The following is a 23,317-nucleotide window of genomic DNA, read 5'->3' on the forward strand; positions in this document are numbered from 1 at the left end:
GTGAGAAATGATGCCGCTATACCTGGAAATAGCGGCATTTTTTGATAAATAAATAGCAGTAAAATGTATCTTATACACGTAAACGTTTTCGTAATTTTTTCGTTGTAAACGCAAGAATATTAGGCGTATAGATCATTATATTTGGTTGATACCAATCAAATAAACTACTTATGAACAATCTAAAAACACTAATACTGGTGGGGGTATTGGGCATGCTGTATGCTTGTCAGAAACCCAATGTAACGGATACGCAATCCGATTCAAAACTTTCCAATACAAATACTGTTGCCAGTCTCCCGCTGAATGCCGGTGGCTTTGTTTCAAATGCCAGGAACCTGAATATCATTTATTTTGTTCCGTCCGATAATCCGGCAGTAAGTGGTTACAAAGAACGGTTGAGTGATCTGCTGATTCATTTTCAGGGATTTATTACAGCGGAGATGACCCGTAACGGATATGGAGGCAAAACTTTAGGACTTCCGCTGGACAGTACGACTAATCGTGTAAAAATTATAACAATACAGGGCGCGCAACCTCAGGCAAATTACCCATACAGTACAACAGCTGCGAATGCCATTATAAGTGAAATAAATGCGTATAGATCCACCCATCCGCAGGAATTTTCTACGACTTACCACAATCTGATTATTTTGCCTCAACGTACAGATGGTGGTGGGCAGCCTTTCTTCGGCCTTGGAAGAAATTGTTTTGCCCTCGATAATCCTAACATCAGTCTGGCGGCTATGCCAACTACGACATCGGCCTATATCGGCGGACTGTTCCATGAGTTGGGACATGGATTAAACCTGCCTCACAACAAAGAGAAAGTCTCAGAAGCTCCGGTATTAGGGACCTCATTGATGGGAAGCGGAAATTCTACTTATGGTAAGACCGGCAAAAAAACCTTTCTTTCAGAAGGAGATTGTGCTATATTATTTCGCAATGAACTGTTTCAGCCGTCTGTCGTTCCCGGACAATATGGAAGTCTGACTACAAATGTTTCTCTTACAGAAGCGTATTACAATACAGCAACATCAAAAATGGTTATTTCAGGAACATTTACCAGTAATCAGACATTGGCAAACGTCCTTTACTACTTTGACCCTGTCAGTAGTCCGACGAATACAGATCATGACTCTCCCATGTGGGTAAATGCTCCTTCCGGAAATACATTTCATATAGAAATGCCTGTAAGTGATTTACATTCCTTAGGCAATACATCCTATAATTTTACAATACGGTTGCTTGCTGAAAATGGGAACATCAGCGCTAAGGGATATTCTTTCAGCTTTGTAAACGGAATTCCAAAATTTGCAGGAAATACAACTACCGTAACGCAAAACTGTTCTTACGGAGGATATAATATTACGCTTCCATATGGTTCTTATACCACAGCAGAGTTGATCGCGTTAGGAGTTGCAAATAATGATGTTTCCGGGATAAAAGTGCCGATGACCGGCGTTAGAGTGAGGTTATATGATCAGGACAACTTTGCCGGAACTCCGCTGCTCATGACTGCAAGTGCAGACTGTCTGGCAGGAAGTTATGGTTTTAATGATAAGACCAGTTCTGTTATTGTCGAGCCTTATGGTGGCGGGGGTACAGCCAAATTTTATAAACATTGCAGTTATGGCGGATATGAAGTCGAGCTGCCGGTCGGAGGGTATACAACAGCAGAATTAGTCGCTAAAGGGATCTCAGATAATGATATTTCCGGAGCATTATTGTCTCCGAATATACGGGTAACACTTTACGATCAGGACTATTTTAAAGGCAGCAGTTATGTATTGAATGCCACTAACAGTTGTATTACATCATTTAATGATAAGGCATCTTCCGTGCTTATAGAATATGTGAATTAATAGTAAAACAGATGATTGATAGTAGGCTGCTTCGGAGACGGAGTAGCCTTTTTTTGATACTGCTGTGTCATTAGAAAAGACGGATTTCCAAAATTTACCGTAACTTTGCGCCGTGGCAGTAAAAAGTAACATCATCGACATCAGAAGTTTAACACTCGATCAGCTGAAGCAAAAGTTAGTTGAAATGGGAGAGCAGGGATTCCGCGCCAAGCAGATATATGAATGGCTGTGGCAGAAATCCTGTACAGATTTTGATGAGATGAGCAACCTGAGTAAAGCATTGAGAGACACATTGAAGGCAAATTTTGCTATTAATGCTGTGACTGTCAAAGAATCGCAGGTCAGTTCAGACAGAACTATAAAAAGCTCTTTCTGGCTTTATGATAACAATGTTATTGAAGGTGTACTTATTCCTACTACCGATCGTATGACTGCATGTGTCAGTTCTCAGGTGGGATGTAGTCTTACCTGCAAGTTTTGTGCAACCGGATATATGGACCGTAAACGCAACCTGAATGCAGATGAAATATATGACCAGGTCGTATTGATCAGCAAACAGGCTGAAGAAAAATACGGACAACCCCTGACAAATATCGTATATATGGGTATGGGCGAGCCTTTGCTTAACTATGCCAATATGATGAAGTCTGTAGAACGGATCACCTCTCCGGATGGTTTGAATATGGCCGCTAAACGGATTACTGTATCTACTGCAGGTATCGCCAAAATGATTAAAAAACTGGGCGATGATGGGGTGAAGTTTAATCTGGCACTTTCTTTACATGCTGCTAATGATGAGAAGCGTAATGAAATCATGCCTATCAATGAGCAAAATACACTGAAAGCTCTTGCTGAATCCCTGAAATACTTCTACTTAAAAACCAAAAGCCCGATCACCTTCGAGTATATAGTCTTTAATAATTTTAATGATGAACTTGAAGATGCGAAAGAGCTGGCCCGTTTTTGTAAACATGTACCAAGCAAAGTCAATCTTATTGAGTACAACCCCATATCATTAGCAGATTTTACCAATGCTGATGCCGATAAAATAGATGTTTTCGCTGAATATCTGCGTAGTCAGGGCATCATCACAAATGTACGACGTAGCAGAGGCAAAGATATAGATGCTGCCTGCGGACAGTTAGCAATCAAAGAAGAGGAAGCTGTCTAACCGGCTTTCTATTTTCATTATCATTGGTTAACTTTAAGCAAACCAATGACTTGAATATATGAAACTGGCGTTCTATTGGAAAGATTTTCTATCCTTATTTTTTCCGGAATGTTGTTTTGGCTGCGGAGTAGCATTGCTCTATCAGGAAAAATTTCTATGTACAACATGCCTGTATCATTTACCGCTGACTTATTTTCATCTGGACAGTAACAATGAACCTACCCGCCAGTTAAGAGGGAAGTGTGACTTTCAGAATGCGACAGCTATGTTGTTTCTATCTAAAGGAACTCGCGTAGAGCGTATTCTTTATCAACTCAAATACAACGGACATCCTGAAATTGGTTATTTTCTGGGTATAAAATATGGCGAGGTCCTCAGGAGAACCAGAGAATATGCTGATGTGGATCTCGTTGTTCCCGTTCCTTTACACCGTAAGCGTCAACGAAAAAGAGGTTATAATCAGGCGGAGTATTTTGCGCGGGGACTCGCAATGTCAATGAGTATACCGTTGGACAACGTCAATCTGGTACGAACGATAGAAACTTCGAGTCAGACGATGTATTCCAGACTGGATCGATATGACAATGTGAAGGGTATATTTGACATTTTAAATAAAGAAGCATTGACGGATAAACATATACTCCTTGTCGATGATGTATTGACTACAGGAGCGACCCTTGCCTCCGCTGCCAGTATGCTATCCGGCATCAGCGGAGTACGCGTCTCTATCGCTACCCTGGCAAGAGCCTGATATTATTTTCGTTTGCCTGAATTCACAGACGGGCATCCACAGTCTTTCTTAAAGATAGAGCAGGAGCTAAAACATACTGTCGTGAGGACAATCAGAAGTGTAAAAATCCAGTATTTTCTTTTCATATTGTTCTTTTATGATAGAGTAATGAATAGGCAAATACGCCCATACCTATACCCACAGTGTCTGCAAAGATATCCCACCAGTCTGCACTTCTTGTCGTTGTAAGATACAGTTGTATCCCTTCAGTAAGAAAGGCAAAGGATACTGCTATCAGTATGATTATAATACTTGTCTTCAGCTTGGTTGCTCTTCTTTTGGACTGTAAAACCGATCCGAAGTAGGACAGGATCGTAAAGACAAAAAAGAAACCGGTGTGTACAAGTTTATCAAATCCTTCGAACGTACTGACGCCATTGAAATCATTGGACGGAAGGCTGATCAATATAAGAACGATTATGGACCACAAAATCGTCCATGAATAGTTTATTAAAAATCTCATTAAAATATGCTTTCATTTTAAGGAAGGTTAAGCAGCCTTCCATGTTTTAAAAATAGGGAAAAATAACGGAATAATAATTTTTTTAACCTTTTGATTCAGTATTAGAAAAAAACACAAAAAATTATTTTGCTGATTATCAGGGTATTGTGTATTTATTTTCATAAATTATAGTACTATGTATTGCAAAGTACAGGATAAAGCATATATCTTTGTATTGTTATGATAGCTGAAAATACACAAACACAAATGAGGAAAGGGATTCTGGAATACTGTATCCTTTCTATTATTTCCCGAGGGGAGATATATGCCTCAGATATTATCAGCGAACTAAAAAAGGCGCAGTTACTGGTAGTAGAAGGTACCCTATATCCATTACTTACTCGACTTAAGAACAATGGTTTGCTGAGTTATATTTGGAAGGAATCAACTTCAGGTCCTCCAAGAAAATATTATGAGATCACAGCAGAAGGTCTTCAGGTTCTCGAAAAATTAGATGTGACCTGGAAGGAACTGGTATTTGCCGTATCCACATCAATTGAAGGAAGAATAAACTAAAGACTAAACAATTAGAGACATATATCATGAATAAGACAATAATTATCAATATTAACGGGATCGTCTTCCACATAGAAGAGGATGCCTACGAGACACTCCGATCTTATATGATCGACATCAAACGCCATTTTGGTAAATCGGAGGATAGCAAAGAGATTCTGGAAGATATCGAAAACAGAATTGCTGAGATGTTTAGCGAGCGTATCGAGAGCGGGCGTAAAGAAGTCATTAACAACGAAGATGTGAATGATGTGATCGCTCAGATGGGAAGAGTGAGTGACTTTGATACAGCGGATGAATCTTATGGTGAAGGATATACACAACAGGATTATACAAATAACCAGTCTTTTACTTTTGGCAAAAAGCTGATGCGTGATCCGGATGATACGGTTATCAGCGGTGTGTGTAGCGGGATTGGGCATTATGTAGGACTTGAAGCTCGTTGGGTACGTCTGCTGTTTGTTTTGTTTGTTCTTCTGGGAGGTTCAGGTATATTGGCTTATGTGATTCTTTGGATTATTATGCCTGTAGCTGTCACCCGCGCAGATAAAATGGAAATGAGAGGAGAAGCTCCGAATCTGCAGAATTTTAAGAAAAATTTTGAAGAAGAAATGAGTGGGTTTCGCGAAAATTTTTCGGGGGCCGGCGATTCTCTTAGTCAAGGAGTTCGTTCGGCCGGCGATGTTATCGTCAAGATCTTGACTGTGTTTGTAAAGGCAATAGGATTGGTAATCGCCTTTTCAATAGGATTGAGTTTACTGGGATTATTGATCGCTGTAATTTTCTTCGCCTTCGGAATTTCCGGATTTAGTGACAACGGAATTATGTATCCGGTCAATTTCATGGAACCGAATCAGGCCTATATTGCACTTATAGCAGCTGCTTTTGCAATCGCAATACCTATGATCGCTATATTTTACAGTATTATACGGGCGCTTTTCAATAAAGGTTCCATGAATAAATATGTATCGATTTCCTTATTTATTGTTTGGTTACTGGCGACAGGAGTAAGTATTTCTTATGGGGTTAATACGATGAAAGACTTTAAGGAAGAAAGTACAATCGTTGAAGAAAAGCCACTTCAGAGACAGGCCGTTTATCACCTGAGTGAGCGTGATGTAAGAGTGATCAAAGTAGAGGAAAGCAATACCAAAAGAACAATCAAGATAGATGACAGAGATCTTAGCGATTTTCTGAAAAATAATATCAGGGTTAGAGTTGAAAAAATAGACTCTCTGAAAGCTCCTTATATCAAATATGAATACTCATCAAGAGGTAAAAATTATCAGCTGGCGACCAATCGTGCTTCGCAGATCAGATATCAGGTAACTCAGGATAGTCTGGGCATACATTTCGACAGTCATTTTAAATTAAGAGAGAAAGAATTGTACAGAGATCAGGAAGTAACTGTAACTCTTTACCTGCCTGTAGGATCTAAAGTAATCATTGATCGCTCTTTGGAACATAAATTAAGAGATATCTCTTACTACGATTGCAAAGTAAGATATGAAGAGGATGTGAAAGAAACGGAGTGGAACGTGACAGATCTGGGATTGAAATGTGCTATTGAACCGAAAGAAGAAGTTTCAGAAGATCAAGAGGTGACAATTGAACAGGACTCCATTAATCACAGCGATGATGAAACAAATGTAAATATCTCTAAAGATGGAATCAAGATCACAACAAAAAACTCAAAAGACACCTTGGTGAATATTGGGAAAGATGGTGTGAGAATAGATACGAAGGAGAAGAATAAAAAATAAAGAAAGCGAAATCGGGAAAGGAATGCAACCTTTTCTTTCCCGTTAGCGTCTAACCTATATAAAACAGTAAACAACAGCAGGCCAACCGCACAAACTGATCATCAATACATCGGAGTGACAGCTTATTTCGGAGAGAATTTTCCGGAACAGGGAAGCCTTATTTTTAAAATCTATGAAAAGACTAGTACAATTATTAATTATTACAGCCGTATTCTGTGTTGGGAAACTGAATGTGTGGGCGCAGGACAACAACCTGAAAGGAAGGATTGTGGATGAAAAACAGCAACCTGTTGCTGCGGCGACCATGTATCTGTATGTGGCGGAAAAACAATTGCTTCTGAAATCCACAGTATCCAATGAAAAGGGGGAGTATGAGTTTGTAAATGTTCCGGAGGGAAAATATATCATTGAAGCAAACAGTGTCGGATATGCAAAGGAAAAATCAGCAATCACGGATATAAATGGTCAGAACAGAAGAGTCGCTGATCTTATTCTTAAAAATTCTTCAACTGTACTCGCAGAAGTAGAGGTACAGGGAAAGAAGCCTCTGATCGAGAATAAACAGGGGAAGTTGATTCTGAATGTAGAAGATTCACCATTGGCTGCGGGTAATAATGCGCTGGAAATTATCAAAAGAGCTCCAGGTGTTAGTGTAGATCAGAATGACAATATTCAGCTGATGGGGCAGAGTGGTATCAATGTGACGATAGATGGCCGTCAGACTTATATGACCGGAGATCAGTTGGCAACTTTATTGAAGAGTACCGATGGCAATCAGGTGAAGTCTGTGGAAGTTATTACTGCTACTTCAGGTAAAGACGATGCAGAAGGATCTACGGGTACGATCAACATCGTGCTGAAGAAGAATAAAATTGAAGGCTTCAACGGAAATTTCAATATATCAGCTGCACAGGCACGCAGATTCAGAGGCAACACTTCCTTGTCTGTAAATTATAAAAAGAACAATACAAATGTGTTTACATCATATTCCTATTTCAATGAGCGCTATATCAATGATATCAACGTCGACAGAACTATTGCAAATAATGGAATAAATACTAATTTTTCTCAGATTAGTCAGATTGATGCACGGGACAAGACGCATAGTTACAAATTTGGTATAGAGCAGAAAACATCAGCAAAGAATACAATGGTACTGCAATTCATTGGTCGTAACAATAAAGAACTGAATGATAATTGGAGTACAACTGAAGTACGAATTGTCAACAATCCTATAGATTCGATTGTAAGATCAGTTTCGGATTACAAAGAGCGTTTCAATAACTATTCTGTCAATTTTAACAATGAATTTAAAATTGATTCTGCCGGACGTAAACTGGTATTGGATCTGGACTGGAGCAGATTCAGAAACAACAAAGGAGCAGATTATGATAACAGAACTTTCCGTCCTGATAACCAGCTGATAGGTGCAGCAGAATTGCTTCAAAGCGATATGCCTATAGGGATTGATATTTACGTTGCGAAATTAGATTATTCTCATCCTATAAATAAAAATCATACCTTGGATGTAGGTGCTAAATATTCCAATGTGACATCTGATAACGATCTTTTATTTGAGCAGTTTGAGGGTAATAATTGGATTAATGATACAACCCGTACAAATCACTTTATCTATAAAGAACAAATCGCTGCCGGATATGTGGATTATTCAGGTCAGTTTGGAAAATGGGGATTAAAAACCGGATTAAGAGCAGAATATACTCAGTCTGATGGTAATTCCATAACAATGGGTAAACGGTCAAAACGTGATTATCTGGATCTGTTTCCTACCGGAACACTGACCTATACGGTGAGTCCCAATCATATTGTATCTGTTGGGTATGCAAGAAGAATCAATCGTCCAAACTATAAGTATCTGAATCCGTTCGATTATTTCATTGATAAGTTTACATCTGAGAGAGGAAATCCGTATCTGAATCCACAATATGCAGATGAGTATAAATTTAACTATACTTTATTGCAAAAGTATAACGTCGCTATGGGCTACACCGTCAAGAAAGATGCGATAGTGGAGAGTATGGGGCAGGATGCGACAACGAATACAACCTGGGTAACACGCGAAAATCTGGGAAGAAATAAAGAGGCTTATATCAATCTGAATGTCCCGGTGACGGTGACAAAATTCTGGTCGATGTATAACAACCTGACAGCTGTTTACATGAAGTTTGAAGGAGAGGTTGCCAATAACGCATTAAACCGTCAGACGGTAATGTTTCAGGGAAATTCCATGAATACTTTCAAGATCTCATCTTTGTTGTCTGCAGAGGCTAATGTGAACTATATGTCTCCGTTTTCTTATAACATTTATAAGCTGGAATCGCGCTGGAATCTGGATCTGGGAGTTACCAAGACCTTTAAGAACCAAAGAAGCCTGATCAAACTGGCCATAAACGATATATTCAATACAGGTAATCATAATCTGTCCACAAACTTTGGTGAATTCAATACCCGAATCCGCCAGACACATGATCGCCGTGTAGTCCGATTGACCTACACGTATAAGTTTGGAAATCTGAAAAATAACTTCAATAAAAAGGACACCGGTAACGAAGAGAAAAGCCGGGCCCAATAAAAGATTGTTTCAATGTTTAGTTAGTTATGACCGTAAGCGCGCGAGGCACTTACGGTTTTTTTATACATGCAAAATCTGAATGTTTTGGGACTAAAACAGCTCTGTTTCTGATAGTCTCTCAGAAGCAGTTTTACATTATTTCATATGCATATAATTTGGTTTTCAATGGTCATATGGAATATCCAAACTATATTCATTCATGTTTGTGCAGTCTTTACTACAGGCATATTTCATATGTCTGAAAACTAAAAATCTTGTATATACCAACAGCATATTGTTTCCCTTACCTTATTTCATAATCTATCCAGCAATGTGTCCACGTGTCTATTGCATATAACATTTCCTTTGCCTCTTGTGAGGCAGTTGTTGTTGATATAAGTATAGGAGATACCGCGCCCGCAGGAAGCGCAACTGTACGCATACCTTTTAGCAGGATCTGTATAGTCAGCTTAGAGCCATTTGTCCGGATATATTGCAAGGGTACAGTGATGGAAGAGGAGTAAATTAAATGCTCTTTGCTCCAAATAGACGTACCTTTTTTTTCCTCCAATTTTCCTTCGGTCAATATGCCGTAGGCGTTGTATTTTGGCAGTTCGCCATCTGGTATATCTTTAAAATGATAGACACCCATTACATCCAGATTCATAGGATCTTTGTATATGGGGTACTGCAGCGTAGGTACAGCTACAGTATCCCTCAGTCCCTTTGGATTGAAAAAAAACCTGATCCCTCCCTGGGGCTTAACTTTTTGTGCGAATTCATCCTTATACAGTTGTATGTAGAGATTTTCGCTGTCGTTGGATATTTTCCAGTAGAGTGCATTTTCCGGATCATATTGCATACCCCGAGTAGGAGATGTCTGCGCTTTTATGGTCAGCGGTATCAGAAGGGTTAAAAAAGTAAGGCGAAATAATTTCATATGCTTAGAATTGAAAAATCTGTATATACCAACAGCATATTGTTTCCCTTACCTTATTTCATAATCTATCCAGCAATGTGTCCAGATGTCTGTCGCATATAACATATCATCGACCTCCTTTTCTGTTGGTGTGGATATAAGTATGGGAGATACAGCACCCGGAGGAAGCGGAACTATTCGTCGTCCCTTGAGCAGGATCTGTATAGCCAGCTTAGAGCCGCCGGTCTGGATATATTGCAGAGGTATAGTGAGAGAAGAAGAATAAACAAGGTGATTCTTATTCCAAAAAGACGTACCCTCTTTCTCTTCCAGTTTTCCTTCGGTCAATATGCCGTAGGCATTGTACTTTGGCAGTTCACCATTGGTTATATCTTTAAAATGATAGACAGCCATCACATCCAGATTCATTGGTTGTTTATATATAGGATACTGCAGCGCAGGTACAGCTACAGTATCCCTTTGTCCCTTTGGATTGAAAAAAAACCAGACACCTCCAGGCTGATTGATTTTATGTGCATACTCGTTTTTATACAACTGTATATAGAGATTTTCGCTGTCGTTGGATATTTTCCAGTAGAGTGCATTTTCCGGATCATATTGCATACCCCGAGTAGGAGATGTCTGCGCTTTTATGGTCAGCGGTATCAGAAGGGTTAAAAAAGTAAGGTGAAATAATTTCATGTGCTTAGAATTGAAAAATCTGTATATACCAACAGCATATTGTTACCCTTACCTTATTTCATAATCTATCCAGCAATGTGTCCAGATGTCTGTTGCATACAGCATATCCTTTACGTCCTGCGATCCCATTACTGTGGAAATCAGTATGGGGGATACCGTACCCTCTGGAAGCGGAACTTTCCGCACTCCCTTGAGCAGGATTTGTATAGCCAGCTTAGAGCCATTTGTCCGGATATATTGCAAGGGTACAGTGATATAAGAGAAAAAAATCAAATGATCTTTGCTCCAAGTAGAGGTTCCTTTTTTCTCTTCCAATTTTCCTTCCGTCAATATACCATAGGAATTGTACTTTGGCAGTTCACCATCTGGTATATCTTTAAAATGATAGACACCCATTATCTCCAGATTCCTTGGTCTTTTATATATTGGATACTGTATTGTGGGTACAGCTACAGTGTCTCTTTCTCCTTTTGGATTGAAAAAAAACCACACACCTCCGGGCTGCCTGATTTTTTGCGCATACTCATCCTTATACAGCCTTATATAGAGATTTTCGCTGTCGTTGGATATTTTCCAGTAAAGCGCATTCTCCGGATCATATTGCATGCCTTCAGTAGGAGATGTTTGCGCTTTTATGGCCAGCGGTATCAGAAGGATCAAAAAAGTAAGGTGGAATAATTTCATGTGCTTAGAATATTTAAAGGCTGTTCATATATATTCTCATCTACAAGTCTCCTGCTCTCGGATAAGGACAATTCAAGGCAACATTAAAAGATGAGAAGGGCCATGAACAGGTATTGGTTCTTACATCCCATATCAATGGTGCAGGACATTGAATTGCATATGTATTTCCCTGATCACACCTATAAAACCATCTGCAATCCGAAAAATTGGGATAGAAGCCGTCATCAATTCCAACTTCACGACATATGTCCACGTTAATATCAATTGTCCAGCCACCTTGTGCCTTTGCCGGATTAAGATAACAAAGATTCATCAGAATCAGGGTTAACATAATAATTGTTGCTTTCATAATTTTAAAATTTAAGGTTAGTTATATTGTTAATTTACGATTCCGGTTATTGTAAACTCTTTCGGAGCCTCCATGGCATTCGAGAAAATAAATACTTTATGTTCGAATGCACCTTTGTTGTCCAGGTGGTATGTGGTTTCGATATTGGTTTCTTCACCCGGCGCAAGGTCTGTCTTTTTATCCCATTTTATACGCAGACAGTTGCAGGAGGGGGCTATATCTGTTAGTTGGAGTGTACTTTTTCCTGTATTTCGGATATGGATATCTACAATCCCTGATTCACCGCTTCTGCGTGTTCCAAAGTTTAGAGAATCCTTGCGCAGTGAGATTCTGGGGGCTATCGACATACTATTAGGATCTTCCAGAGTAGCAACCTCTTTCTTCAGCGTGCTGTACAGAAACTGATCGATATTATCATTATAGCTGTAGATCAGGTCATTCGCCCGGTTTCTGTCACCGGACAATTTATAAAGGAGGTATGTATTGAAAAAGTACGGATAGTTTGTACTGTTGGTTTTTAATGTATTTACTAGCTTTTCGTTTGGCTTTTTCTTCTGTTGCAATGCCATGTAGGCCGAAATGAGATTGTCCAGAAAATTCAGTTTGAAAGACTGGCTGTCCTCTCCGGCTATTGTATATGTATTCAAAAAAGGAGACTCTGCATCGAAATAATAGGTACTTCCGTTAAAAGCTTTCTGGAACCCCTCTTTGATGTTAGGGATATTAGCACCCTTAATATAGGCTGTTAATTTGTTTTCTGGTGTAAAGATTAAAGTTGTAGGGAATGAATAATCTCTTATCAATTGACTTATCCACTTGTTGCTTGGTTTGTTGACATCAACAGATCTGAAAATTACATTAGGAGGTAATCCGGACGTACGAGTTGTGATGTTTTTTATACTGAAGCATAACTGGCACTTAGGAACGGTTAATATTAATACTAAAAAATTTTTTGCTTTTGTGTTTTCAATAAGAAGTTGTTCTATTTTCTGGTTGTCGTCGAATTCATATTTTTTAACTTTATCGTCCTTGCTATTGAAGCATGCTGTAACAAACAATAAAATTGTAGGAATAAAAACAAATATGGCGACTCGGGCACTAAGCATTTGGGTAAATAATTTTCCCGAAAAATAAGTAAATTAATAATAAATTTCTCGCCAAGATTTAATTTTTTACATTGTTGTGATATTTGTTAATGCTGTGTAATTTTAGGTTTTATCAAATAAGTACATTATATTTTGACTAAGTATATATGCAAGCTATGCCTGCGAAAGTTAGAAATGTGGTCTGATTCTCTAAAAACACGTTGTTTATCCTATTTTGATCTTTATTTGAAGGGTATATCATTCGGTGTTCTGTTTAGATTACAGAATGCTTTAGCCGGAATATGAAACAGGTGTTTTTTTGTTTTTTGGTATAAAAATTTGTTACTTTACAGAAAGGTGTTTGTGTTCTGTGAATATAATTGTTTTGTGTCGGCATTTTAATAATCATTTTTAAAAAAATTTAAGAATGGGACTGACTGCAGATCAAAATTCCAGCACTGCCGGATAAAATGTTTCAAGTGTACTCTGAACTCGTGCGATAATCCTATTGGAGCATAGGTTTAATATTATGAGGTTACAGTTTTTTCTCGTTTGCATAAACCAAAGTCTTGTTAGAACAAGAAAAAATCAAATACATTCTGGAAGAACTGTTTTAGCTAACACCAAAAAGTAATTTATCATATTCAGAAATCTTTTGTAACGGCTTTATGAAACAACTGATTTTAATTTTTTTTATAAAAGTACTTTTTTTTATTACCGCGCATGCACAAATCGTGATTGATGGAAAATTTGATGACTGGAAAGGAGTGAAATTTCAGTATGACGAACGAAATAAACTCCACTACGCATTTCAGCGGGATAACGATTTTCTGTACATACGAATCCTGAAAGACTATAACGGTGGGAAAGTCATGTCGGGGGGAGGAGTACAGTTGTTTTTTGATAAAAAAGAAACAGATTCTACGTCATTTATAATTTCATATGCACACCTCACTTCGTGGCAAAAATTTGAACAGTTGACCTCAAATGTTTTGGAGTATTTGGAAATAGATAATTGTGGTCCTATCAGGAATCAGGTCTTGCCCAAGTACAATGACTATGGAATTCTGGTAGAATGTACCTATGAAGATAATATGCCAAAAGAGGGAATTATTCCTTATAATCCTAAAAATGATTTCAAAAGTGTGTTTGATAGTGAAATACAGATACCGCTGGAATTATTGGAAAAGAACTTTGGAAATAACATTTACTTCAAGATAAGATTACGCGGAGGAGACATCGCGTTAAAAGGAGAGTCGGATGTCATCAGAAGAAATCTGTTTAGTGTACAGCAACTAAATGAGGTTATAGAAACCCGTAAACTGTATGAAAGGATGTTTTATACTGAATTTACAAGAAACATAATGTTAAGCGACCTAAATTAAATTCAAGATGAAAAATACTCAATTTTTTTACAATTCTGGTTTCCTTTCATCCATATTCTTTCTATGTAAATAATGGAAAAAGATACTATTCTTAATCTCTGTTTTTTTGTTTTGACATTGTTTTGTGGTATTTATACTGCTGATGCGCAGACCAAAACAACGGCACTGCCTGTGAGAAATGTCTCCGGTCTGCTGCGGGACTCTCTGGATAAACCGATCGAAGGTGCTACTGTCAGTCTGGTCTCCGGCAAAGACAGCTTAATGACTGCAACCAATAAGTTTGGTTTTTATGGATTTAAAGAAGTGAAATCTGCAGAATTTCTTTTGAGTATCCGGGCAACAGGACATAAACCTTATAACCGAAAATATTTTAACAGTGATATAAAGCCACAGCTTAATATTCCTCCTATACGGCTGGGTATCAAAGAAGAGCAGCTGAAGGAAGTGACCATTTCCGGACTTCGGGGGCCTTTGCTAAAAGGGGATACTACAGAGTTTTGGGCCAAAGATTATATTGTACGGGACTATGCCCGGCTGGAAGATTTGTTGCGCAGGATGGAAGGCATCACTATTGATCCGGATGGCAGCGTATATTATAACGGACAACAGGTCGTAAAGGCTTTGTTCAATAATCAGACATATTTTAAAGGTTCTGTTCGTGAAATCATGAAAGAGTTACCCGCCGATATCGTAGAGCGTATTCAGATTATTGACCGGGACGAATCGGGACTGATGGGCAAAGGAATGAAGTCTGAACAAAGTGTTAAAGTGTTGAATGTCGTTACGAAAGCAGATAAATCGGCCGGAAAGATGTACGATATAAGTCTCGAAGGAGGAACGCAAGACCGTTATAAAGGACAAGCCGGACTCAGGACTATAGACGGAAAAGATCAGCGAAGTTACAAGCTGGGCTATTCACAACGACCGCTGGGTATCAAATCTGATGCTGTACCCGGATCCATTTCGGGAATGACAACAAACGTTACAATCCGGGAAAGCAGGCAAACAGAATCTTATGGTTGCGCAGCAAATACATTTGCCGGAATAAGTCAGAACCTGGCAATCGGTAAATTCAATCTGACACCCACCTACGACTTCAAACTGGATAATATCAAAAAAGGAACAGAACGCCGTAGTGAAACCTACTATGAACAAGGTAATATTGCTGTGGATAATCTGCAATCCCAAAAACAACGCAATCAGCATCACGAACTGGTAACGATGTTCGATATGAATAAGGGAAATGCTGGGTTGAATATGAGTGGCGCACTGAATTTAAGTTATACTGTCTTTGACAGAAACAGTGTGGAACGGGGGCTGCGATCCGGTCTTGTAAAGGGGCTCGAATTGCTGGAAAAAGACGAAAAGGGAAATGCGTTAAAGTATAATCTAAACGTAAGGAATGAATATCAGGCAACAAAAAAGCTAATCTTGCGGACGGGGCTTTACAGCTCCTTAAATACCGAAAGAAAGGATGAAACCAGTAAGAATGATATATACAATAATCCGTCAGACCTCACTCAGGCGGATAGCTCGGTATATCAAACACGTCCGCAAAACAATAGTAACTGGTCGACCAACCTGACCAACTCGCTGATCTGGAAAAAAAGTGATCTGATCAAATATCAGTTCAATCTGGGTGTGCAACATAAATATGCGTTACGAAATATTCGTTCCTATTTGATTGATGGTCAGGGTATAGAGGTCTATAATCCGGGATTGAGTAATTATCAGTCCGAAACCAATGTTGGAATCCCCATTGCTATCGAACCCGAGGTATCTTTTAAAAATGGTGTTTTTCTGTCTCCCTCACTGGGAGGGTCTTTTCAGTCACTTGCCGGAAAAATAACACAAAACGGACAGTCCATTAAACGCAGTGATTTTTTGTTTACACCACGTTTTACTGTAGGTTTCAGAAATAATAAAACAGGAAGTCTGAATATTGGTCTCAGCAGAAGCGTGTCACAGCCGGCGGTCACTATGCTCAATCCTACAGTATATTACCTGACTGCGTATGATGTGCAGGTCGGTAATCCAAAGCTGGAAAATACGATACGAAATGCCGCCGACATCAGGTACGAGATCTTCCTCCGCAAAATGAGATTAAGCATTTCCCTGTTGGGGATGTATGCCAAAAACGAAAAAATCATAACGTCAAATCGCACCGCGCGGATTATAGCGGACAAGAATATACTGATTACGGAAAGTAGCTATGTGAATATGGCCGGTGGAAACCAGATTCAGAGTCATCTGACGATAAGCAAGTTTTTAAATAAACTCAATTCTACGCTGAAGCTGACAGGGAATGTTATGCAAAGTGACAATCCGTATATGGCAAATGGTAAGGTAGAAGGACGCAGATCACTTAGCCAGACATATCATGTCTCTGTTTTATACAATCCTGTAAAATGGATAGATATAGCGCCGGAAATTAAGTACGAGGGTCTGCGGGATAAAAATACACTGATTGCTACTAATGGCAGCACGTACAGCAACAGTTTCTTCGCCAATATGAAATTGGGAGTTTATTTGCCTAAAGACTGGGCGGTAAATGTTGATCTTTCGCAGGCTGTATATAACACTACCAACCTGATGACGAACAAATCTCCTTTTGTAATCAATGCAAATATTGAGAAGAGGTTGTTCCCGAAGAAAAATGGAATATTGAGTTTTGTTATAATGGATGCCACGCGTGAAAATGCAGTTACAAACTATGTAAGCAGTAATCTGGGATATAATAATATGGTAACTAATACCAATAGCAGGTATTTTTTACTCCAGTTTTCTTATCGTCCGGAATTATTCGGTAAGAGTAGATACGATAAGGGAAAGGGTCGAAAGGGAGACGGTAGCTTTATTGAGTAAAGAGAGACTGTATGAGCCTGTATTTTACTATCTGATACTGAAATGCACTTACGGTTTTTTTATACATGCAAAATCTGAATGTTTTGGGATTATCATTATCTTTAAAACTATGAAGAGTGTGGCTATATTTTGTGCGTCAAGTCCGGGATTTGATGAAGTTTATATGAACAGTGCCTATTTCGCAGGGCAAAAATTAGCCGACGAAGGTCTACGTATTGTGTACGGAGGTGGTCATGTAGGGTTAATGGGTGCTGTGGCAAATGGCGCTTTGGCTCAGGGAGGTGAGGTGATCGGTGTGATTCCTCATTTTCTGAATAGCAAAGAGATCGGGCATAAAGGAGTGACTCAGCTGCATGTAGTGGAAAGCATGCATGAACGGAAGCAGATGATGAATGACCTTAGTGATGGCGTGATTACGCTGCCCGGAGGCTTTGGTACAATGGAAGAACTGTTCGAGATGATTACATGGGGACAGTTGGGGCTGCATTCCAAACCTATAGGACTGTTAAACGTTAATGGATTTTACGATCATCTTATCCTTTTTGTAAATCACATGGTAGAATCAGGATTGCTCTCTGCAGAAAACAGGGATATGTTATTGGTTAGTGATAATATCGAAGATCTGCTGGAAAAGATGAAAAACTATCAGGCTCCGCAACGACCGAAATGGCTGACGAAAGACGGGAATTAATTTTTTTCGTATCTTTAAGAATATAAGCTCTTTATATTATGAAAAACACAATTCTAAGTCTTTCCCTTTCCTTTCTGTGCATTACAATGGCAGAGGCACAACATCAATTAAAAGAAATCTGGCGTACACAAGAAGAAATGCCTGTTCCGGAATCTGTTCTTGCAGTACCTGACAAACAATTGTATGTGTCATTAATTGACGGAGGAGGAATGGAAAGAGACGGAAAAGGAGGTGTTGCCCTATTAAATACAGATGGGACAGTAAAAGAGAAAGATTGGGCTACCGGAATGAATGCACCTAAAGGATTAGGATTGTATAAGAACAAACTTTATGTAGCGGATATAGACCATGTCGTAGTGGTGGATGCCAAAAGCGGTAAAGTGTTGGAGAAGATTGAAGTCCCCGATGCTACTTTTTTAAACGATATAGCAATTGACGCTAAAGGGACAGTATATGTTTCTGATACGCGTTTAGGAAAAGTGTTTAAACTGATTAACCACAAACCTGAGGTTTTTCTGGAGGATGCAGAAAGTGCGAACGGGCTTTTGGTGGTTGGGGATAACCTTTTGGTACTTGCCGGTCCGGAATTGTGGAGTGTACATGCACAAACGAAAGAAAAGCAGATTCTGGCAGAAGGATTTGAGCATGGCGGGGATGGAATAGAAGCTGTAGGTAACGGGGATTATATTGTTACCTGTTGGCCGGGTGTGGTGTATTATGTAAAGGCAGATGGAAATTTTGAGAAACTCTTAGATGTTGAAGGAGAGTTTAATACTGCCGATCTTGGTTATGATGCAAAGAAAAAAATCGTGTATATCCCTACTTTTAATGGCAATAGCGTGATTGCGTATCAATTACAATAATATTTTCCAGATTTTACGGAGCATATGGTTTGATTTTATAAGGAAGAATCTTGCTCATATTTGTTAACCGTCGACAGACTCTTGCATATAGTTGCAAGTTTATCTAAGTTTGTGAAACAAATTCTTGATCATGACTATTGAAGCGCTATACGATTTATATTTACAACATCCATATGTATCTACAGATACCCGTAATATTTTGCCGGGAAGTTTGTTTTTTGCGCTTAAAGGGTCTAATTTCAATGGAAACAGCTTTGCTGATCAAGCCTTACAAACCGGTGCGAGCTATGTGATTATTGATGAAGCACCATATGCTAAAGACGGACGTTATATTTTGGTAGATGATGTTTTGGAAAGCCTACAGCAGCTCGCTAATCATCATCGTAAAACATTGAGTATTCCTGTTATCGGTGTGACAGGAACAAATGGCAAGACGACCACGAAAGAACTGTTACATGCTACCTTGTCGCAGAAATTTAAGACGTATGCAACAAAGGGAAATCTTAATAACCATATCGGAGTTCCACTGACTTTATTATCTATTGATTCGAGCATACAAATTGCAGTAATAGAGATGGGTGCAAATCACCTCAAAGAAATTGCTTTCTTGTGTACTATTGCGGAACCAACACATGGTCTGATCTCAAATGTAGGAAAGGCACATCTGGAAGGATTTGGTTCATTTGAGGGGGTGAAGAAAACAAAAGGTGAATTGTATGACTATTTACAGAACCACAATGGTACGTTGTTTCTTCAGGCAGACAACCCGCATCTGAATGAAATGGCTGCCACACGTAAAATAAGTGAAGTAGTTACCTACGGATTTGCTGAAACCAACGATGTAATCGGGAAATTGCTAAAGGCGGATCCGCTCCTGCAGATTGAATGGAAGGAAAAGGATAAGTCTGATTCCTATACCGTCCACACACAATTGACAGGATCATATAACACAGAGAATTTTTTGGCAGCAATAGCTGTAGGATTATACTTTGGTGTCAGTGCTGAGCAAATTAATACCGGAATTGAGCGTTATGTCCCTAAAAATAACCGCTCACAGGTGACAAAGACAGAGCATAATACCATTATAGCTGATTATTATAATGCAAATGCAAGCAGTATGGCTGCGGCACTGGATAATATTGAAGTCATTGATGCTTCCCGCAAGGTGATCATATTGGGGGATATGTTTGAGATGGGGGATGAGTCTGATGCAGAACATGAAAAGGTGGTGCAACGGGCAAAATCTATCGGAGCTGACCGTTTGATTTTTGTCGGAAAGGCATTCAAAAAGCAAGCCTATCTTGAAGCGGAATTTTATGAAACCTCGGAAGAGGCTAAGCAAGCTTTGATTGACCGGCCGGTAATCAATAGTACAATTCTGTTAAAAGCTTCCAGAGGAATGGCATTTGAACATCTGATGGATGTATTATAAAACAAAAGCGGGCGGNNTTTTTTTTTTTTATTTTTTTATTATTTTTAAAAAAAAAAAAAAAAAAAAAAAATAAAAAAAAAAGGAAAAAGAAACGGGGCGGGCAGAAAAAAAAAAAAGCGGCCGAAAATATTTCCGGCCGCTTTTGTTTTATCCTGCCCGACGCATTTCATCATCATTTGCATTAGATCTATTTATTTCTCTTTTTTTACCTTTTTTGAAATTATAACGGACCGTCATGCTGACCTGTTGGCTATTGGAATATTTGTACCGTGTGCGGCGAATATCATTAACATATGCATCATACTGGAAAGCTCCGGATTTGAACAGATCATTGCCGTTGATAGAAATTTGCAGTGTATCTTTAACAGCCTGGTAGGTGATGCCTGCATGCTGTACAAATCTGGCTTTGGTTTCCAATACACTGGCATTGCTGGGCGAACTGTAAGATGAATTTAAAGTCAGCACCAGTTTGTTGTCTGGCAATACCTGAATCTGTTGGTATAGACCGGCAGTTACGTTAAAGCCGCTAGTATCATCAATCAATGCCAGGTCTGAACCTCTTTTATGTGCCTGAAAAGCTAACTCAGGAGACATTTTCCATTTTTTCCACAGATTGAAATCAGTACTTGCGTACAGACTGAGAATATCCTGATTCACAAAATTGTCCACTCTGCTTTCACGCTGTCCGGTTGTCGTATCGATTTTCATGTATTCCGCATAAATATCACGTGCAGAATAATAGCTTGCATAAAATGTCCACTTTTGTTTGAGTACATACATAAAGGTCAGATCATTACTGAAATACGGTTGCAGGGAAGGATTTCCGTGAGAATATTCGTATGCATTGGTATACCAGGCAAACGGATTGACCCATGAAAATTCAGGTCGCTGAATCTTTTTGCCATAAGACAGATTAAACGTATTGTTCTCATCTTTATTGAATGATGCACTGAAAGAGGGAAAGAATTTCGTGTAATTCCTTTTTGTGATCTGTTCATTCGTAATGCTGCTGCCTTCTGTTTGGGTAGCTTCCATACGAAGTCCTCCCTGCAATTCCCACTTGCCTATAGTTTTATTTCCCTGAAAATAAAGGGCCTGAATACGTTCCTTATACTTGAAATTGTCAAACTTATCTTCACTCGCATCCCAGTTATTATTTACAAACTCATAAAACGAAGTCTCATTCTGATTTTTGTTGAAGATAAGTTTGCCTCCTACGTTCAGATTTACAATTTTGTTAGGAAGATCCACGGCAAGATTAGCTGTCTGTACGGCCACATTCTGATTGTTTCCGGAAAAGAAGCGTTGCCTTTGTGTGTCGTTTCCCTCTTTGACGACCGAGTTGGTGAAATCCTGCTCTCTGTCAAACAAGGTAGATACCTGCGCATAATCAAATGTTAGTTTTCTGTTGCTCTTTCCGAATGTATGTACGTAATTCACATTATAGGAAAAGTTGCTGTAATCCTGAGGATTCGTTCCTGTAGTTCGTAGTGTCGAATCCAGTATCTTCTTGACATTGTATATAAAGGACTGATTATATTCTTCTCCTGTCGAAGGGCCTTTATAATAAGAAAAAGAAGCATTGATGGCATTGCTGGAATCCGGTACAAACTCGATTCCGGCAGTAGCGGACAGACTTTTTTGCTGGGTTGTCTGTTCATTTTTGTCCTGCCATAGTCCCGAAGTATAGAAAATGTCATTGGTGCCGTAAGTCCAGTTTTTTCCTTTATCTACTCCCACAGATCCCCAGGTCTGCCACTTTCCGGTTAACATATTAAAATTACCTCCTAATGAAGTGTTTGCATATTTGGACTTTGTCTGGGTTACATAGGTGGAGGCATTAATTCCCTTTTCTTTTAACTCTTTCAATACAATATTGATAACTCCTCCTCTGGCATCCGCATCATATTCTGCTCCCGGATTGTGTACTATCTCGAGCTTTTCGAGCATGTTAGCTGAAAGAGTGGCAAGATAAGAAGTCAGTTGTTCTCCGCTCATATGTATTTTTCTGCCGTTTATGCGAATTTCTGTTCCCGTTTTCCCAAGCAGATTGATCTGTTCTTCCTGTATCTGCACGGTAGGAGCAATCTTCATGATTTCCAGTACCGAACCCGTTTCAACTACACTGGGACTGAATTCTAATTTCCCGTTTCTGAAAACGACAGTTGGTTTGTACTTTCTGATCTCTACTTCAGCCAGCTCTTTAGATTTACCATCTTTTTCGACTGTAATCAGGCCCAGATCAAGTTGTTTTTCGACTGTTATTTCTTTTTGATAAAGAAGTTCTTGTAAAAAAGTAACTTTCAGCAAATAAGAACCCTTATCTGACGTAAGCTGGAATTCTCCATTTTCATCTGTGGCTCCTGCTGTGATCATTTTACCGGTACCTTTGCCTTGATACAACGTTACTACAGCCGAAGAAACAGGAGAATCACTGGAATTCCGGATTTTACCGGAAATATTAATCTGTGCAAATGTGTGTTGCGAAATGCCTATAGTTAAGGAGATTATTAACAATAACCGGTAGAGATTTTTCATAATTAATCGGTTCAAATATGTACAGTAAAAATAAGTTATTGTTAATTAGCATGATGTTAAATAAGGTTAACGAATGTTAAAATAAAAAGGAAATACTACAAAAAAAGCACATTGCGTTAATGCAATGTGCTTTTTTATATCTTGCTTTCCGGCAGAACTTAAGGCCTGATATCCAGATTTAGTTCTTTTTCTTTATTGATAAGATGTGCGATGCTTGTATCATTCAGGATCTGCAGCATAGCATTGCGGACGTCGATAAAAGTATCGCGTATACCACAGACATGTTCTTCTGTACATTCATCACAGGAACGATAGAAGTTAAGACTTACGCAGGGTAATAATGCAATAGGTCCATCTATAAGACGCATAACCTGTGAAAGAAAAACATCTTCCGGAGCTTTGTTAAGGCTGTATCCGCCACCAGCACCTTTTTTACTGTACAGGATACCAGCGTTTCGCATTTCTAATAAGATCTGTTCCAAAAACTTTTTCGGAATATTTTCTTCATCAGCTATTTTAACAATTTGCATCGGCTCCTTCCCGTAATTTCGTCCCAAAACCATCAAAGCCTTGATTGCGTATTTTGTTTTCTTAGAAAGCATAGTTTAACTCCATTGATAATCCACAA

19 protein-coding genes are annotated in these 23,317 nt (G+C 38.9%); 11 read left to right on the forward strand and 8 right to left on the reverse strand.

Features of this window, described 5'->3' with window-relative positions; translation table 11 throughout:
- Nucleotides 1-170 precede the first annotated feature (170 nt).
- The 3 genes from B4B65_RS00840 to B4B65_RS00850 all read left to right on the forward strand — a co-directional run bounded on the left by B4B65_RS00840 (nucleotide 171) and on the right by B4B65_RS00850 (nucleotide 3,784).
- Complete coding sequence (locus B4B65_RS00840) at nucleotides 171-1,862, forward strand: hypothetical protein (RefSeq protein WP_293912506.1); 1,692 nt, start codon at nucleotides 171-173, stop codon at nucleotides 1,860-1,862.
- A 112-nt stretch (nucleotides 1,863-1,974) separates the two neighbouring features.
- On the forward strand, nucleotides 1,975-3,033 hold the full coding sequence (gene rlmN, locus B4B65_RS00845) for a 23S rRNA (adenine(2503)-C(2))-methyltransferase RlmN (RefSeq protein WP_293912508.1): 1,059 nt from the start codon (nucleotides 1,975-1,977) through the stop codon (nucleotides 3,031-3,033).
- A gap of 58 nt (nucleotides 3,034-3,091) precedes the next feature.
- Nucleotides 3,092-3,784, forward strand: coding sequence for a ComF family protein (locus B4B65_RS00850; protein ID WP_293912510.1), 693 nt, complete (start codon nucleotides 3,092-3,094; stop codon nucleotides 3,782-3,784).
- 121 nt (nucleotides 3,785-3,905) lie between these two features.
- Here the strand turns inward: B4B65_RS00850 and B4B65_RS00855 are convergent, their stop codons facing one another.
- On the reverse strand, nucleotides 3,906-4,286 hold the full coding sequence (locus B4B65_RS00855) for a VanZ family protein (protein ID WP_201681112.1): 381 nt from the start codon (nucleotides 4,284-4,286) through the stop codon (nucleotides 3,906-3,908).
- A gap of 219 nt (nucleotides 4,287-4,505) precedes the next feature.
- On the opposite strand from B4B65_RS00855, the gene B4B65_RS00860 reads away from it, so the two are divergent.
- The 3 genes from B4B65_RS00860 (at nucleotide 4,506) to B4B65_RS00870 (ending at nucleotide 9,197) form a co-directional block, all read left to right on the forward strand.
- On the forward strand, nucleotides 4,506-4,841 hold the full coding sequence (locus tag B4B65_RS00860; RefSeq protein WP_115170281.1) for a PadR family transcriptional regulator: 336 nt from the start codon (nucleotides 4,506-4,508) through the stop codon (nucleotides 4,839-4,841).
- A 26-nt stretch (nucleotides 4,842-4,867) separates the two neighbouring features.
- On the forward strand, nucleotides 4,868-6,604 hold the full coding sequence (locus B4B65_RS00865; protein ID WP_201681113.1) for a PspC domain-containing protein: 1,737 nt from the start codon (nucleotides 4,868-4,870) through the stop codon (nucleotides 6,602-6,604).
- A gap of 172 nt (nucleotides 6,605-6,776) precedes the next feature.
- Nucleotides 6,777-9,197, forward strand: coding sequence for a TonB-dependent receptor domain-containing protein (locus tag B4B65_RS00870; RefSeq protein ID WP_293912515.1), 2,421 nt, complete (start codon nucleotides 6,777-6,779; stop codon nucleotides 9,195-9,197).
- A gap of 283 nt (nucleotides 9,198-9,480) precedes the next feature.
- Here the strand turns inward: B4B65_RS00870 and B4B65_RS00875 are convergent, their stop codons facing one another.
- Genes B4B65_RS00875 through B4B65_RS00895 form a run of 5 tightly spaced genes read right to left on the reverse strand, consistent with a single transcriptional unit; the run spans nucleotide 9,481 to nucleotide 12,936 of the window.
- The gene (locus B4B65_RS00875; RefSeq protein ID WP_293912517.1) at nucleotides 9,481-10,116 is read right to left on the reverse strand and encodes a hypothetical protein; all 636 of its coding nucleotides are present in this window, start codon (nucleotides 10,114-10,116) and stop codon (nucleotides 9,481-9,483) included.
- 48 nt (nucleotides 10,117-10,164) lie between these two features.
- Nucleotides 10,165-10,797, reverse strand: a complete 633-nt coding sequence (locus B4B65_RS00880; protein ID WP_293912519.1) for a hypothetical protein — start codon at nucleotides 10,795-10,797, stop codon at nucleotides 10,165-10,167.
- Nucleotides 10,798-10,845: 48 nt separating this feature from the next.
- Nucleotides 10,846-11,481 (reverse strand): hypothetical protein, encoded by a 636-nt coding sequence (locus B4B65_RS00885; protein WP_293912521.1) that lies wholly within the window; start codon nucleotides 11,479-11,481, stop codon nucleotides 10,846-10,848.
- Between the two features lie 40 nt (nucleotides 11,482-11,521).
- Complete coding sequence (locus B4B65_RS00890) at nucleotides 11,522-11,830, reverse strand: chitin binding peritrophin-A domain-containing protein (protein WP_293912523.1); 309 nt, start codon at nucleotides 11,828-11,830, stop codon at nucleotides 11,522-11,524.
- 29 nt (nucleotides 11,831-11,859) lie between these two features.
- Nucleotides 11,860-12,936, reverse strand: coding sequence for a DUF1573 domain-containing protein (locus tag B4B65_RS00895; protein WP_293912525.1), 1,077 nt, complete (start codon nucleotides 12,934-12,936; stop codon nucleotides 11,860-11,862).
- 647 nt (nucleotides 12,937-13,583) lie between these two features.
- Between B4B65_RS00895 and B4B65_RS00900 the strand changes: the two genes are divergently transcribed.
- The 5 genes from B4B65_RS00900 to B4B65_RS00920 all read left to right on the forward strand — a co-directional run bounded on the left by B4B65_RS00900 (nucleotide 13,584) and on the right by B4B65_RS00920 (nucleotide 20,151).
- On the forward strand, nucleotides 13,584-14,300 hold the full coding sequence (locus B4B65_RS00900) for a hypothetical protein (protein WP_293912527.1): 717 nt from the start codon (nucleotides 13,584-13,586) through the stop codon (nucleotides 14,298-14,300).
- Between the two features lie 72 nt (nucleotides 14,301-14,372).
- Nucleotides 14,373-17,165 (forward strand): TonB-dependent receptor, encoded by a 2,793-nt coding sequence (locus B4B65_RS00905; RefSeq protein ID WP_293912529.1) that lies wholly within the window; start codon nucleotides 14,373-14,375, stop codon nucleotides 17,163-17,165.
- A 109-nt stretch (nucleotides 17,166-17,274) separates the two neighbouring features.
- Nucleotides 17,275-17,856 (forward strand): TIGR00730 family Rossman fold protein, encoded by a 582-nt coding sequence (locus B4B65_RS00910; RefSeq protein WP_293912531.1) that lies wholly within the window; start codon nucleotides 17,275-17,277, stop codon nucleotides 17,854-17,856.
- A 38-nt stretch (nucleotides 17,857-17,894) separates the two neighbouring features.
- Complete coding sequence (locus B4B65_RS00915) at nucleotides 17,895-18,719, forward strand: SMP-30/gluconolactonase/LRE family protein (RefSeq protein ID WP_293912533.1); 825 nt, start codon at nucleotides 17,895-17,897, stop codon at nucleotides 18,717-18,719.
- 130 nt (nucleotides 18,720-18,849) lie between these two features.
- Complete coding sequence (locus B4B65_RS00920; protein WP_293912535.1) at nucleotides 18,850-20,151, forward strand: UDP-N-acetylmuramoyl-tripeptide--D-alanyl-D-alanine ligase; 1,302 nt, start codon at nucleotides 18,850-18,852, stop codon at nucleotides 20,149-20,151.
- A gap of 147 nt (nucleotides 20,152-20,298) precedes the next feature.
- Here B4B65_RS00920 and B4B65_RS00925 read toward each other — a convergent pair whose 3' ends face one another.
- On the reverse strand, nucleotides 20,299-22,689 hold the full coding sequence (locus B4B65_RS00925) for a TonB dependent receptor (RefSeq protein WP_293912537.1): 2,391 nt from the start codon (nucleotides 22,687-22,689) through the stop codon (nucleotides 20,299-20,301).
- Nucleotides 22,690-22,847: 158 nt separating this feature from the next.
- On the reverse strand, nucleotides 22,848-23,291 hold the full coding sequence (locus B4B65_RS00930) for an RrF2 family transcriptional regulator (RefSeq protein ID WP_115170267.1): 444 nt from the start codon (nucleotides 23,289-23,291) through the stop codon (nucleotides 22,848-22,850).
- Nucleotides 23,292-23,317: the final 26 nt, after the last annotated feature.

It is taken from the genome of Sphingobacterium sp. UBA5789 (genome assembly GCF_002418355.1).
Taxonomy (GTDB): Bacteria; Bacteroidota; Bacteroidia; order Sphingobacteriales; family Sphingobacteriaceae; genus Sphingobacterium.